This window comes from Streptomyces changanensis (assembly GCF_024600715.1).
In the GTDB taxonomy this organism is placed as follows: Bacteria; Actinomycetota; Actinomycetes; order Streptomycetales; family Streptomycetaceae; genus Streptomyces; species Streptomyces changanensis.
The window spans coordinates 5,142,041-5,156,868 of the sequence record NZ_CP102332.1; the positions used below are offsets into that span (position 1 = coordinate 5,142,041).

At 75.0% G+C, this 14,828-nt stretch carries 8 protein-coding genes; 3 read left to right on the plus strand and 5 right to left on the minus strand.

Going from position 1 to position 14,828, the window contains the following annotated elements; translation table 11 throughout:
• Positions 1-413: 413 nt before the first annotated feature.
• The 4 genes from NRO40_RS22770 to NRO40_RS22785 all read right to left on the minus strand — a co-directional run bounded on the left by NRO40_RS22770 (position 414) and on the right by NRO40_RS22785 (position 3,124).
• Positions 414-665: a hypothetical protein gene (locus tag NRO40_RS22770; protein WP_058943810.1), complete on the minus strand. Its 252-nt coding sequence runs from the start codon at positions 663-665 to the stop codon at positions 414-416.
• Positions 666-1,021: 356 nt separating this feature from the next.
• Positions 1,022-1,192 carry an MbtH family protein gene (locus NRO40_RS22775; RefSeq protein ID WP_079047312.1) on the minus strand — a complete coding sequence of 57 codons (171 nt, stop codon included), beginning with the start codon at positions 1,190-1,192 and terminating at the stop codon, positions 1,022-1,024.
• A 24-nt stretch (positions 1,193-1,216) separates the two neighbouring features.
• The gene (locus tag NRO40_RS22780; RefSeq protein ID WP_058943809.1) at positions 1,217-2,056 is read right to left on the minus strand and encodes an ABC transporter permease; all 840 of its coding nucleotides are present in this window, start codon (positions 2,054-2,056) and stop codon (positions 1,217-1,219) included.
• Positions 2,057-2,212: 156 nt separating this feature from the next.
• A complete protein-coding gene (locus tag NRO40_RS22785; RefSeq protein ID WP_058943808.1) occupies positions 2,213-3,124 on the minus strand; it encodes an ABC transporter ATP-binding protein in 912 nt (303 codons plus the stop codon).
• 184 nt (positions 3,125-3,308) lie between these two features.
• Here NRO40_RS22785 and NRO40_RS22790 point away from each other — a divergent pair, with 184 nt between their 5' ends.
• The 3 genes from NRO40_RS22790 to NRO40_RS22800 all read left to right on the plus strand — a co-directional run bounded on the left by NRO40_RS22790 (position 3,309) and on the right by NRO40_RS22800 (position 13,758).
• A complete protein-coding gene (locus NRO40_RS22790) occupies positions 3,309-5,645 on the plus strand; it encodes a M20/M25/M40 family metallo-hydrolase (RefSeq protein ID WP_157901933.1) in 2,337 nt (778 codons plus the stop codon).
• A 68-nt stretch (positions 5,646-5,713) separates the two neighbouring features.
• Positions 5,714-6,214, plus strand: a complete 501-nt coding sequence (locus NRO40_RS22795; RefSeq protein WP_058944720.1) for a GNAT family N-acetyltransferase — start codon at positions 5,714-5,716, stop codon at positions 6,212-6,214.
• A gap of 233 nt (positions 6,215-6,447) precedes the next feature.
• Positions 6,448-13,758: an amino acid adenylation domain-containing protein gene (locus NRO40_RS22800; protein WP_058944721.1), complete on the plus strand. Its 7,311-nt coding sequence runs from the start codon at positions 6,448-6,450 to the stop codon at positions 13,756-13,758.
• Between the two features lie 98 nt (positions 13,759-13,856).
• Here NRO40_RS22800 and NRO40_RS22805 read toward each other — a convergent pair whose 3' ends face one another.
• Entirely contained in the window at positions 13,857-14,633 is a 777-nt protein-coding gene (locus tag NRO40_RS22805) for a thioesterase II family protein (protein WP_058944722.1), read from the minus strand.
• Positions 14,634-14,828: the final 195 nt, after the last annotated feature.

The window sequence follows — 14,828 nt, forward strand, 5'->3', positions numbered from 1 at the left end:
GCTGAGATGACGCTCGTTCCAATGAGGCGTCAGAGGCGTTATGCCGTTGTTCGGGCGCTCTGTTGACCACGCCGTGGGCAGGTTTGGCCGCATGGGTCTGATCGAGAGTGCGCTGCTGCGGGCGGTGAGGGGGACGTCCAGGCAACACTCTGCCGCCTCGATTCGCTCCATTCACGCCGTGCAGCGGAGCTTGTGCACATGGCGATGTCACGCCTCGTCCACTCCGCCGGCAGCGTGGGAGAAGGGGCGGGGATGGCGGCGACCGGCGCTCCACCTGGAATCCGCTGACCGCACAGATGGCAGCGTTCCCCGGTGAGCCGTCATGTGCCTCCCCCCGCAGCCTCACATCTGGCAGCGCCCCGGGGGGCGTCCAGCCGATCTGGTGCCTGCTGGCGGTCCATGAGCCGCGGCCTTCATCGGCTCGCGTAGTCGTCGACCAGGTTGGCGATGAGCGCGTGCAGGGCGTCAGCCCGGTGCTGGTCCTGGCGCTGCGTGCGCAGGGCCTGGTCGACTGATCGGAGCCGGGTCGCGGCGGCCGGCTCACCGTCCATCAGGTCGTCGATCACCGGAGCGGTGATCAGGTCGAGCCACTCCGTGAGCAGACGGGGGGTGAAGACCAGTGGATCGTCCGTCACCGTCGCGGCCCAACCGTCGTCGAGTCTCACTTTCATGGTCGAACCGCCACACTTGATCCGCACTGCCGGGGACATCAACCCGTCTCTGCCCGGAATCCTGCCTCCCACGATGTCCTCGTGGGTGATCGGCCGACCGGGATCTGCGGTCTTGCCGCCGACCGCAGTCGCTTGGGCCGCTGGGCCTGTACTTGGGCATGAGACCCAGCGGGGTCACACGTAACGGACGGTCTCGGGGTCGTAGTGGCGGAAGCAGTCGCAGTGGAGGCCGGTCTCGGGATCGTAGTACTGGCCGGGGAAGCGCAGCGGGGTGCAGGCACTCCTGTCATGGCGGCCCTCCGGAGGCTCTCCACGAGGGAGGGGACGCCCCACTGTCGGGCCGACGCGCGTCAGGACGCGTGTGCCTCGATCCAGGTGAGGCAGGACGCGCGGGAGTCCTCCTCGTGGACGACCGTCCAGCCGTCCGGGACCTCGATGCCGACCGGCCACAGGGAGTGCTCGGCGCGGTCGTTGCGGAGGACGGCGTACATGCGGTCCTCGCTGTCGAAGGGGTTGGTCATCGTGCGCTCCTGTCGGTGGCTCGGTCAGTCGAAGAGACGGCGGCTCATCCCGCGTACGGCGAGGAACCACGCGGCGACGGTGAAGGCGGCGAGTACCGCCAGGTGCAGCAGGTCCCCGGCACCGAGCGTGCCGAACGCGGCGTGCCGGACCAGCTGCATGCAGTGGTGGATGGGGTTGACCGCCGCGACGGTCTGCACCCAGCCGGGCAGCCCCGTCAGCGGGAAGAACACCCCGGCGGCCATCACCAGGGGGGTGAGCACGCCCGACACGACGAGCCGCAGCCAGTCGATGGCCGGGACCAGCGTCGAGACCCACATCCCGCACAGGGCGAACGCCAGCCCCGCCACCAGCGTGATCAGCGGCACGAGCAGCAGCGACGGAGTGAACGGCAGACCGATCGCGACCGTGACGAGCAGCGGTACCGAGCTGTACGCGGACGACTTGACGGCGATCCAGGACGCCTCGGCCGTGACCAGCTCCCACACGTCGACCGGGCGGCTCAGCACCGCGTCGTACAGGTGCTGGTAGCAGCGCCGGTTGTAGCTCTCGAACATGCCCGCGAAGGCGGAGGCGAAGAGGACCGAGGTCACCACCATGCCGATGCCCAGGAACTGCGGGTACGGGCGGCCCTCGGCGGAGTCGACCAGGCGGCTGAAGCCCAGCCCGAAACCGGCCATGTAGACCAGGGGCTCGACCAGCGAGCCGAAGGTGATCGCCGGCCAGTAGCGTTTGAACAGCAGGAGTTCCCGCAGCCACACGGCGCGCAGTGACGGCATCAGCGCCGGGGTGGCCGGGGAGCCGCCCTCGGACACGGGCGCGCCGGCCGGCGGCTGCGCGGGTAGAGCCGGTGCGGCCCTCGACATGGAGTGGGTCCCTTCTGGTCGGCCGGGATCGGCGAACGGCTGCCGCCGCGTGGGGGAGGACGGGGCGCCCGCCGGCGCCGGGGGCCGGAACGGCGCCGCGCGCCGGCGGAGTACCGGTGGAGCACCGCGGGAGGCGCGGCGCGGCGGGCCTCCGGGTCAGACGAACAGCTCGCCCGTCAGCGTCACGAAGACGTCCTCCAGGGTCGTGGGCCGCAGCACGTCCGGAGCGCCCAGCTCGGCGCGCAGCGACTCGGGCATCGTCTCGGCGCGGAGCACCGACACCGACAGGCCGGTGCGCCTGCTGGTGAGCCCCGCCCTCGCCACGAGCGCCTCCACCTCCGTACGGCGGGACGCGTCCCCCCGGTACTCGGCGGCCTGCGCCCCGGCGTGGGCGCGCAGCAGCTCGGTCGGGGTGCCCCGGGCGATCAGCCGGCCCGCGAAGACGACGGCGACCTCGTCGGCGAGGCGCTCCGCCTCCTCGATGTAGTGCGTGGACATCAGCACCGTCGTGCCGGTCTCGCGCAGCGCCTCGATGACGTCCCACAGGTCCTGGCGGATCTGCGGGTCCAGGCCCACGGTCGGCTCGTCGAGAAGCAGCAGCCGCGGGGACGTGAGGATGCCCCGCGCGAGGAGCAGCCTGCGCCGCATGCCACCGGACAGCGCCTCGACCCGGCTGTCCGCCCGGTCGGTGAGGCGCACCGCCGCCAGCGCCCGGTCCACCGCCGCGCCGCACCCGGCGGGCGGCAGGGCGCTGAAACGGGCGAACACCTCCAGGTTCTGCCGGACGGTCAGCTCGATGTCGAGGTTGTCCTCCTGCGGAACGACGCCGAGCAGCGAGCGGACCCGCCGCGACGCGGCGGGCATGCCGTGCCCCAGCACCTCGACCGTGCCGCCGGTGGCCCGGCTCTGCCCGGTGATCAGGCGCATGGTCGTGGACTTGCCGGCGCCGTTCGGCCCCAGCAGTCCGAAGAACCGGCCCGGGGGAACCTCCAGATCGAGCCCGTCGAGGGCGCTCGCCGTGCCGTAGGTCTTCACGACGTCCTGGAAATGGACTACGGGGACGCTCACCCGTGAATTCCCCCTTTGAAAACGTGGTGCGGACCTGGGGCGCGCAATGGCGTCATCCCGGGTGTACCAGCCATACAACCGCAGGCGAGGCCCTTTGTGAACCCCTTTCAACTCCCGCTGATCACTGATAGGTTCCGCAACGATCAAGCCCCCACGAGGGCGCTTCGTCGATTCCGGGGGCTTCATGAGGTCGCGCGTATCCGCGCTTGTCGTCGTCCTGCTGCTCGTACTGGCCGCAGCCGGCAGCGCGATTCTCGTGCGCGCCGTCCCGGAGCCCGTACGCGCCGACGCGGCGCCCTCCGTCTTCTCCGCCGAACGTGCCCGGGTCCATGTTCCGCATCTCGCGCGGGCCCCACATCCTTCCGGAACACCGGAAGCGGAGGCCGTACGGGCTTATGTGCGGGGGCAGTTGACGCGTTCGGGGCTGAAACCCGTGCAGAGCGAGGCGACGGAGGTGCTGCCCGGCCGGGACTCCTCGCACCTCGCCGGACGCGTCCACAACATCACCGCCACCATCGAGGGGACCTCCTCCACGGGCAGGCTGCTGTTGGTCGCCCACACCGACTCCGTCCCCACCGGTCCCGGCGCCTCCGACGACGGCCTCGGGGTGGCGTCCCTGCTGGAGATCGCCCGCGTCCTGACCGAGGGGCCCCGCCCCCGCAACGACGTGGTGCTGCTCCTCACCGACATGGAGGAGACCGGCCAGCTCGGCGCCCGCGCCCACCTGCGGAGCCTCGGAGCCGCCGCCCGACAGCCGCACGTCGTCGTCAACCTGGAGGCGCGGGGAACCAGTGGACGCGCCGTCATGTTCGAGACGGGCGCCCACAGCGCGGCCCTGGCCGACGCCCTCGCCGACATCCCGCCCGTGGCCACCTCCCTGTCCGACGAGATCTACCGGCTGCTGCCGCACGACACGGACCTGACCCCGCTGCGCGCCGCCGGGATGACCGGGCTGAACTTCGCCGTCATCGGCGGCAGCGCCCGCTACCACGGGCCCGGCGACGACGCCGCCCACCTCGACCCGGGCAGCCTCCAGGACCTCGGCGACACCGCCCTGTCCGCCGTCCGCGCGCTGGCCGCTGCGGACCTCCGGGACGTCACCGAGGCGCCCGAGGCGACCTGGTTCAACGTGGGTCCGCTGCTCGTCCGCTACCCCGCCGGGATGGTGCTGCCGCTGGCCCTGCTGGCACCCACCGCGCTCGCCGCGGCCTCCTGGTACGCCCACCGCCGCCGCGCCCTGCGCGCCCGTGCCGCCGTACGGTCCGCGCTGACCTTCCCGCTCACCCTCGCCGCGGCCGCCGCGCTCGGCTGGGCCGCCTGGCAGGGCCTGCTGCTGCTCCGCCCCGACTACGCCCTGTTCCACCTCGGCGACCCGTACCGGACCGGCCCGGCCGTCACCGGACTGCTGCTGCTCACCGCCACGGTGACCGCGCTGTGGGCCGTGTGGACGGCGCGGCGGGCCCGGGGCTCCGTGACGGAGGCGGCCGTCGGCGTCCTCGTGTGGCCCGCGCTGCTGGCCGTGCCCGTCGCCGTGCTGCTGCCCGGCGCCGCGTACGTGTTCACGTGGACGGCGCTCGGCGGGGCAGCCGGTCTGCTCCTCGCCGTCCGCGCCCCGCAGGACTCGCCGTGGCGGGCGGCCGCCCTCGCGCTGGGCGGGCTGCCCGGCGTCGCGGTCACCGCCCCGCTGGTCGCGCTGCTCTTCCCGGCCCTCGGGCTGGCCTCCGCCGCGGCGCCGCTCGTCCTGGCGGCCCTCGTCCTCGCCGTACCGGCCCTCCCGGCGGCCCTGCCGCTGCGGACCGCCCCGCGCCGGCGGGTCGTCGCGGCCGGCGTGGCCGTCGCGGTCACCGGGACGGCGCTCGTCGGCGCCAACGCCCTCACCGGCCGCGCCGACGCCGAGCACCCCCGGCCCGTCAGCCTCATGTACGCCCTCGACGCCGACCGGGACCGCGCCTACTGGGTGTCCGAGGACGCCGACGCGCACCCGTGGGTCACCGCCCACACCGGCGCCTCCCGCACCGACACGCTGGAGGCGTGGTCACCCGCCCTCGCCGCCCCGCCCGGCGGCCTCCTGGCGGGCGAGGCGCCGGTCGCCCCCGTCTCCCGGCCGCAGGTCACGACCGTCTCCGACACGCGCAGCGGCGCCACCCGGACCGTACGCCTCTCCGTGAGGGCCGCGAACGGCACGCCCGTCCTGCTCGCCCTTTACGTCGACACCTCCGCCACCGAGGTCGTCGGCGCCCGCCTGCACGGCGCGCCCGCCGGGACGCAGGACCTCCCGGGCGGGGAGAACCGTCCGCACGCCGGCTCGCCGTGGAAGTGGGGACTGCTGCTCGCCGCGCCCTCGCCGCGCGGCCACGAGGTGACCCTCACCGTCCGGGGCGGCAAGCCGCTGCGGGTGCTCGCCATGACGCAGGACGCGGGGCTCCCCGAGCGGGCGCTGACACGGCCGCGCCCCGAGGACCTCACCTGGGTCCCCGACGCGGCGGGGCTCTCCTTCGCGAGCCGCGTCCACACCGTCTGAGCACCGGCCGCTCCCGGTCCCGCACCACCGACGACACCCTTTCCCGCCCACGACAGAAACGAGTCCCCATGACCTCCTCCGCCCCGCACGGCGCCGACCGGGCCGAGAAGCCGGAGACCCCGCGCATCCGCCGGGCGACCGCCGCCGACGGCGAGGCCGTCACCGCGGTCTTCCTCGCCTCCCGGACCGCCACCATGCCGTACCTGCCGCGCCTCCACAGCGATGAGCAGACCCGCGCGTGGATCGAGGCCGTCGTCCTGCCCGACACCACCGTCTGGGTGGCCGAACTGGGCGACCCGGCGGAGATCGTCGGATTCGCCTCCCTCGACGGCACCGTCCTCGACCACCTGTACCTGCGCCCCGACGTACGGCGCCGGGGCATCGGCACGGCCCTGCTGGAGACCGTACGGGAGGCGTCGCCGGAGAAGCTGTCCCTCCACGTCTTCCGGCGGAACACCGAGGCCCGCGCCTTCTACGAGCGGCACGGCTTCACCGTGGGCGAGCTGAACGACGGCAGCCGCAACGAGGAGAACGAGCCCGACGTGACGTACCACTGGACCGCCGGCTGACCGCTCCCCGGCCCGCCCTGGCGCCGCACGGCACCACCGAATACCACGGGGGGCGCCAGGGGGCGCCAGGGCACCACCCGCATCACGGCACCACCCGCATCACGGCACCACCCGCGCCACCCGCACCACCGAGCATCACCGGCACCACGCAGCACCACGACGCAGACCCATCGCAACGGCCTGACGCGGCAGCCTCCCAGGGGGCCGTCCGCGTCCACGGGGAGGAACAGCAAGTGCAGGGCGAAGGCACCGTGCCGGGCGAGATCCCGCTGTCCTACGCACAGCTCGCGCTGTGGTTCAACGACCGGCTCCAGGAGGGCGACGCCTCCTACAACATGCCGGTGGCGCTCCGCCTCAGGGGCCCGCTCGACGTCGACGCCCTGCGCGACGCGCTCGGGGACGTCATCGACCGGCACGCCGCCCTGCGGACCGTCTTCCCGGAACGCGACGGCACCCCGTACCAGCGCGTCCTGGACCCCCGGGACGTCCCCGTGCCGCTGACGGTCCGGCCCGCCGACGAGGCGGACCTCCCGGAGCTGATCGCCGCCGCCTGCCGCGAGTGCTTCGACCTGGCCGCCGAACCGCCGCTGCGCATGCGGGTCTTCGTCCTCGGACCGCAGGACCACCTGGTCCTGATGGTCCAGCACCACATCGCGGGCGACGGCTGGTCGATGGCGCCGCTCGCCCGCGACCTGAGCGCCGCCTACACGGCCCGCTCCGAGGGGCGCGCGCCCGTATGGGCGCCGCTCCCCGCGGACTTCGCCGCGTACGCGACCGCACAGCACGCCGGCCTCGGCAGCCTGGACGACCCCGACAGCGGCATCAGCCGCCAGCTCGCGTACTGGAAGGAGGCGCTCGCCGGGATACCCGACTGCCTGCCGCTGCCCACCGACCGGCCGCGCCCCGCCGTCATGTCCCACGAGGGCGACTACTTCCCCTGGGAGATCCCCGCCGCCCTCCACCGGGACCTGCTGGCCCTCGCCCGGACGTGCCGGGTCAGCCTGTTCATGGTCGTCCAGGCCGCGCTCGCCACCGTCCTCAGCCGGTCCGGCGCGGGCGACGACCTGCCCATCGCCAGCCCCACCGCCGGACGCGGCGACTCCCGCTACGACGACGTCGTCGGCTACTTCGTCAACCCGCTCGTCCTGCGCATCGACACTTCCGGCGACCCCACCTTCCGCGAACTGCTCAAGCGGGTGCGCCGCACCGACCTCCAGGGCTTCGCCCACCAGGACATGCCCATCGAGCGGCTCATCACCGCCCTCAACCCGCCGCGCTCCCTCGCCTGGCACCCGCTGTTCCAGGTCATGCTGGCCTTCCAGAACCTGCCCGAGGCCGCCCTCGCCCTGCCCGGCGTCACCTGCGAGGTCGTCGAGGCCGACCCGGGCGGCGCCAAGTTCGACCTGTCGTTCAACGTCATGGAGCGCCGCGACGCCGACGGCGAACCGGCCGGGCTGACCTGCTTCGTCGAGTACAGCAGCGACCTGTTCGAGCGGGCCGGGGCCGAAGCCCTCACCCGGCGGCTCGCCCTGCTCCTCGAACGGGTCGCCGACGACCCCGACCGGCACATCGGCGCCGTCGACCTGCTCGCCGCCGACGAGCGCGACACCCTCGCCGCGCTGTGGGACGGACCCGCGCTCGACGTACCCGCCCTCGCCTACCACCAGGCGTTCGAGGAGCGCGCCGCCGCCGAACCCGGCACGCCCGCCCTCGTCGCCGGAGCCGACCGGCTCACCTTCGGCGAGCTCAACGCCCGCGCCAACCGGCTCGCCCGCGAGTTGGTCCGCCGCGGTGCCGCGCCCGACCGGCCCGTGCTCGTCGTCCTCGACCGCACCGCCGAGCTGGCCGTCTCCCTGCTCGCCGTCCTCAAGTCCGGCGCGGCCTTCGCCCCGCTCACCCCCGACACGCCCGCCGAGCGGATCGCCGCCGTCGCCGCGACCGCCCGCCCGGTCTGCGCCGTCACCACCACCGCCACCTCCGGGCGGCTGCCCGCCGGGGTCCCCGCGCTCGCGCTGGACGACCCGGACGTCCGCGCGGCGCTCGCCGCCCACCCGGACACCGACCTCTCCGACGCCGACCGCGCCGCCCCCACCGGCCCGTCCGACACCGCGTACGTCATCCACACCTCCGGCTCCACCGGCACGCCCAAGGGCGTCGCCGTCGAGCACCGGGCGCTCACCCACCTCGCGGAGCACCACCGCGTCCGCATGGTCGGCCGGTACGCGCCCGCCGACGGCACGCGGATGCACGTCGGGCTGGTCGCCTCCATCACCTTCGACACCGCCTGGGAGCCGTTCTTCTGGCTCCTCGAAGGGCACTGCCTGCACCTCCTCGCCGACGAGGTCCGCCTCGACCCCGAGGCGCTCGTCGCCCACGTGCGGCGCGAACGGCTCGACTTCCTCGACCTCACGCCGACCTACGCGCAGGCCCTGCTGACGGCCGGGCTGCTGGACGACGGCGACCACCACCGGCCGCGCGTCCTGATGCTCGGCGGCGAGGCCGTCGGCCCCGAGCTGTGGGAGCGGCTCTCCGCCGTCCCCGGCACCGACGTCCACAACTACTACGGGCCCACCGAGTTCACCGTCGACGCGCTCTGCTGCGAACTGGGCGACAGCCCCACCCCGGTCATCGGCCGACCCCTCGGCAACGTCCGCGCGTACGTCCTCGACGAGCGGCTGCGGCCCGCCCCGCTCGGCGTGCCCGGCGAGCTGTACCTGGCCGGACCCCAGCTCGCCCGCGGCTACCTCGGTGCCCCCGCCCTCACGGCGGAACGATTCGTCGCGGACCCGTACGGCCCTCCCGGCAGCCGCATGTACCGCACCGGCGACCTCGCCCGGCTCCGCCGCGACGGGCACGTCGAATACCTCGGCCGTGCCGACGAGCAGGTCAAGATCCGCGGCTTCCGCATCGAGCCCGGCGAGATCGAGGCACAGCTCACCGGCCACCCCGCCGTCGCCCAGGCCGCCGTCACCGTCCGCGGCGAGGAGGACGGCGACCCGTACCTCGCCGCCCACGTCGTCCCGGCGCCCGGCCGGCGGGCACCCGGCGCCGCCGAGCTCCACGAGCACCTGGCCGCCCGCCTCCCCGCCTACATGCTGCCCACCGCCTACGCCCACGTGGACCGGCTGCCGCTCACCGCCAGCGGCAAGCTCGACCGGCGCGCCCTGCCCGAACCGGACCTGCGCCTCACCGGCGGCCCCGGCCGCCCGCCCGCCGACGAGCGCGAGGCAGCCCTGTGCCGCCTGTTCGCCGAGGTGCTGCGGCTGCCCGAGGCCGGCCCGGACGACGACTTCTTCCGGCTGGGCGGCCACTCCCTGCTCGCCATGCGGCTGGTCAGCCGGGTCCGCGCGGCCACCGGCGCCGAACTGCCCATCCGCGCCGTCTTCGAAGCCCGCACCCCCGCCGGACTCGCCCGCCTCCTCGACGGTGCCGACGGCCCCGACGCGCCCGGCGGACGCCGCCCCGTGCTCACCCCGACGCGGCGGCCCGCCGAGACGCCCCTGTCGCACGCCCAGCGCCGGCTGTGGTTCCTCCAGCGCCTGGAGACCGACAGCCCCGCCTACCACATCCCGCTGCCGCTGCGCCTCGACGGCCCGCTCGACATCGGCGCCCTGAGCGCCGCCCTGCACGACGTCGTCGTCCGCCACGAGGCGCTGCGCACCGTCTTCCCCGACCGGGACGGCGTGCCCCACCAGCGCGTCCTCGCCCCGGCGGAGCTGCCGTCCCTGCTGGACATCGCCCCGCTGGACCCCGCCCGCGCCGAGGGCGCCGCCCTGGAGGCGGAGCTGCGCGCCGCCGCCTCCGCCCCGTTCGACCTCGCGTCCCGGCCGCCGCTGCGCGCCCGCCTCTACCTGCTCGGCCCCGGCCGGCACGTCCTGCTGCTGACCGTCCACCACATCGCCTGCGACGGCTGGTCCCTCCAGCCGCTCGCCGCCGACCTGGGCGCGGCCTACCGGGCCCGCGCCGAGGGCCGCGCCCCCGACTGGGCGCCCCTGCCCGTCCAGTACGCCGACTACACCCTCTGGCAGCACGACCTGCTCGGCGACGCCCGCACCCCGGGCACGCTCGCCGCCGCTCAGTGGGACCACTGGCGGGCCGTACTCGACGGACTGCCCGACGAGATACCGCTGCCCGCCGACCGCCGCCGCACCCCCGAGACCGGCCACGAGGGGCGCACCGTGCCCGTCGAGATCGGCGCGGCCACCCACCGGGCGCTCGCCGCGCTCGCGCGGGAGAGCGGCGCGAGCCTCTTCATGGCAGTGCAGGCGGGCCTCGCCGCGCTGCTGACCCGCCTCGGCGCCGGGACGGACATCCCCCTCGGCGCCCCGGTGGCCGGCCGCACCGACGCCGCCCTGGACGACCTGGTCGGCTTCTTCGTCAACACGCTGGTGCTGCGCACCGACACGGCCGGCGACCCGACGTTCCGGGAGCTGCTGGACCGGGTCCGCGACCTCGACGTGGCCGCCTACGCCCACCAGGACCTGCCGTTCGAGCAGCTCGTGGACCTCGTCGGGCCCGAGCGGCAGCCCGGCCGGCACCCGCTGTTCCAGGTGGCCCTCGTCGTGGACCAGGGCGCCGACGTGCGGCTCGACATCCCCGGCGTCACCGCCGGGCGGCTCACCGTGCAGCTCGCGCCCGCCAAGTTCGACCTGACGGTCACCCTCGCCGCCGAACGCGCCGACGACGGCACGGAGGGCCCGCTGCGGGGCACCGTGGAGTACCGCACCGACCTGTTCGACGACGCCACGGCCGCGGCCATCGCCGAACGGCTCACCCGGCTGCTCACCGCCGCCGCCGCCGAACCGGACCTGCGCATCGGCCGGATCGGGCTCCTCTCGGACGACGAGCGGCGCCTCGTCCTCGACAAGTGGAACGACACCCGCCGTGAACTGGAGCCCACCACGCTCGCCGCATCCGTCACGGAGCAGTTCGCCCGTACCCCCGACGCCACGGCCGTCGTCTTCGAGGGCGGCGAGACCACGTACGCCGAACTCGACACACTCGTCGAGGACCTGGCCGGACGGCTCGCCGCGCTCGGCGCCGGGCCCGGCGCGGTCGTCGCCGTGGCCGTGCCCCGCTCCGTGGACCTGGTGGCCGCCGTGTGCGCCGTGCACCGGACGGGCGCCGCCTATGTGCCGCTCGACCCCGACTACCCGGCCGACCGGCTGGCGTTCATGCTGGAGGACGCCCGGCCCACGGCCGTGATCGCCGCGCCGGGCGAGGCGGAGCGACTGCGCGTCCCGGACGGTGTCGCCCTCCTCGCGCCGCGCCCCGCCGCCGGCGGCGGCGAACGGGGGACGCCCACCGCGCCGACCCCGGACGACCCCGCGTACGTGATCTACACCTCCGGGTCGACGGGCCGCCCCAAGGGCGTCGTCGTCCCGCACGGCGCCGTCACCAACCGGCTCCGCTGGGGCCAGGAGCAGTACCTGCTCACCGACCGGGACCGGGTGCTCCACAAGACGCCGTCCAGCTTCGACGTGTCCGTCTGGGAGATCTTCTGGCCTCTGACGACCGGCGCCACCCTGGTCGTCGCCCGCCCCGAGGGGCACCGTGACCCGGCGTACCTGTGCGACCTCATCCGCTCCGAGCGGGTGACCGTCGCCCAGTTCGTCCCCTCCATGCTCGACGCCTTCCTCCAGCACCCCGACGCGGGCCGCTGCGACTCGCTGCGGCTGGTCATCGTCGGCGGCGAGGCCCTGACGACGGCCACCGCCCGCCGCTTCCACCAGGTGCTGCCCGGCGTCCGGCTGGTCGACCAGTACGGGCCCACCGAGGCCGCCATCGAGGTGACCGCGTGGACCTGCCGCCCCGAGGACGACGACGGCCGCCCCGTGCCCATCGGCCGACCCGTGTGGAACACCCGCGTCCACATCCTCGACGCGGAACTCCAGCTCGTCCCGCCCGGCGTCGCCGGCGAGCTCTACCTCGACGGCGTCCAGCTCGCCCACGGCTACCTGGGCCGCCCCGCCCTCACCGCCGAGCGGTTCGTCGCCAACCCGTACGGCCCGCCCGGCTCCCGCATGTACCGCACGGGCGACCTCGCCCGCTGGCGGCCCGACGGGGCGGTCGAGTACCTCGGCCGCGTCGACGGCCAGGTCAAGGTCCGCGGCTTCCGCATCGAACTGGGCGAGATCGAGGCCGCGCTGGGTGAGCACCCGGCCGTCGCCGCCGGGGTCGTCCTGGTCCGCGAGGACCGGCACGGCGCGCCCCGCATCGTCGCCTACGTGGTGCCCGCGGGCGCCGCGCCCGCCACCGAGGAGCTGCGCGAGCACCTGCGGGGTCGGCTCCCCGAGCACATGGTGCCCACCGGGTACGTCACGCTCGACGCGCTGCCCGTCACGCCCAACGGCAAGCTGGACCGGGCGGCCCTGCCCGAGCCCGCCGACGCCCCCGCCTCGGCCGGGGGCGGCGCCCGGCAGCCCGCCACGCCGCTGGAACGCACCCTGACGGAGCTGTTCGCCGAGATCCTGGACGTGCCTGGCGCCGGTCCCGACGACGACTTCTTCCTGCTGGGCGGCCACTCGCTGATGATGGTCCGGCTCGTGGAGCGGATCCGCGCGGAGACCGGGGTGGACCTCGCCGTCCGCACCCTCTTCGACCACCCGACCGCCGCGGCGCTGGCCGCCCGGATCGCGGGGGACCCGGCCCTGCACGGCCGGTTCGCCGAGGGCCCCGGCACCGGCGTCGCACCGGACGACGCCCCGGTGCCGTGGGAGCCGGTGCTGCCGCTGCGCGCCCACGGCACCCGCGCCCCGCTGTTCTGCGTCCACCCGGTCGTCGGCGACGGCTTCGGATACGTGGGGCTGCTGCGCGCCCTCGGCCCGGACCAGCCGGTGTACGCCCTCCAAGGCGCCGGACCGGCCTGCGGACGGTCCCGCCCCGTGACGCTCGACCGCCTCGCCGCCGAGTACACGGCGCGGATCCGGGAGATCCAGCCGCACGGCCCGTACCGGCTCCTCGGCTGGTCCTTCGGCGGCGTCGTCGTCCACGAGATGGCCGTCCAGCTCCGCGAACAGGGTGAGCGGGTCGACCTGGTCGCCCTGATGGACAGCGTGCCGCCGACCGAGCACGACCGGCGCGCCCACGCGGCACCGGTCGCCGAGACGGACGTGCTGAGCGCCCTGCTCGACGCGGTGGGCGCGCCGGAGGAGGACATCGCCGCCGTCGCCGACGGCACCCGCGTCCCGAAACCGGAGGAGCTGCTGCGGCTGCTCGCCCCGGCGATGGGCGCCTCCGCCCCGGCGGATCCGGCCGCGCTCGCCGCGATGATCGACACCTGCCGCTACCACGGCGAGCTGATGGTGCGCTGGACGCCCCGCACGTACGACGGCGGGCTGCTCACCTTCACGGCCACCGCGGAGGTGCGGCGGGAGGCCGCCGTGGGCCGGGCGACCACCCCCGAGCTGTGGGCGCCGTACCTCATCGGGCCGGTCACCGACCACCCCGTGGACGCCCAGCACCTCCAGCTCGTGGAGCCCGGCCACATCGACGCCATCGGCCGGGTCCTCGCGGCCGAACTGTCCCGCCTGGACGCCCGGTGACCCGCCGCCGCGCCCCGCGCCGCGGCCGCGCGCGCCGCCCGGAGGCCCCGCGCCCCCAGGCGGGAGGCGCGGCGGGCGCCGGGCGGCGGGGGACCGGCTCAGCCGGCCGCGCCGGCGTGCTCCTCCGCGGCGCCGGTGATCTCCTCCATGACCGCGTCCACCTCGTCGTGGAGGAAGAAGTGGTCGCCGGGGAGTATCCGCCGACGGAACCCGCCCGCGGTCACCGAGCGCCAGCCGTCGATCCACTCCGGGCCGGAGAGCCGGTCGCCGTCACCGCCGAGCGCCACCACCGGGCACGGCAGCACCGTCGGCCGGACCGCCTCCATGTACCGGGCGAGCAGCCCGAGGTCCGCGCGCATCACGGGCAGCAGCATCGCCAGCAGTTCCCGGTGCTCCAGGATCTCGGCGGGCGTGCCGCCGAGTTCGACGATGCCCTTCAGCAGTTCGTCGTCGTCCCGGTCGTGCAGGGGCATCGCCACGGGCGAGCCGGGGGGACGGCACCCGGACACCACCAGGGTGCGCGGCAGCGGACGGCCCCCGGCCACCAGACGGCGGGTCGTCTCGTACGCGATCTGGGCGCCCATGCTGTGCCCGAACAGCAGGAACGGCTCCCGCTCCGGCCGCGCCTCCAGCACCGACAGGACGCCGTCCACCACCTCCTCCATGGAGGCGGGCAGCTGCTCCGCCATGCGGGTGCCGCGACCCGGCAGCTCCACCGGCACGAAGTCGAGGCCCGGCACCTGCCGGGAGCGCGCCCAGGCCAGGTACGAGCCCGCCGAGCCGCCGGCGTGCGGGAGGCAGTAGACCCGCACCGCCTCCGTGCCGCCGTCGGCGGCGGGGTCGGAGTCCCAAGGGGTCCATCGGTTGCGCGTCACTGCGTTCTGCCCTTCTGTCCTGGGGGAGTTTCCGGGCCGGTCTCGCGGCCCGTACCGAGACCCTATTCAGGAATTCGTCCGCCGGGCCAGTCCGACGACCCGTCAAAGTCCCTGGTCATGACGGACGATGAATAACTTTTTGTTGACCTCGGTATGTCGGTGGGCTAGCGTGACACTCGCATCCGGAAGTGCCGT

Coding starts and splice junctions, on each gene's coding strand:
- NRO40_RS22775 (WP_079047312.1), bottom strand. CDS start 1,192: ATGACCAACCCCTTCGACAGCGAGGACCGCATGTACGCCGTCCTCCGC.
- NRO40_RS22780 (WP_058943809.1), bottom strand. CDS start 2,056: ATGTCGAGGGCCGCACCGGCTCTACCCGCGCAGCCGCCGGCCGGCGCG.
- NRO40_RS22790 (WP_157901933.1), top strand. CDS start 3,309: ATGAGGTCGCGCGTATCCGCGCTTGTCGTCGTCCTGCTGCTCGTACTG.
- NRO40_RS22795 (WP_058944720.1), top strand. CDS start 5,714: ATGACCTCCTCCGCCCCGCACGGCGCCGACCGGGCCGAGAAGCCGGAG.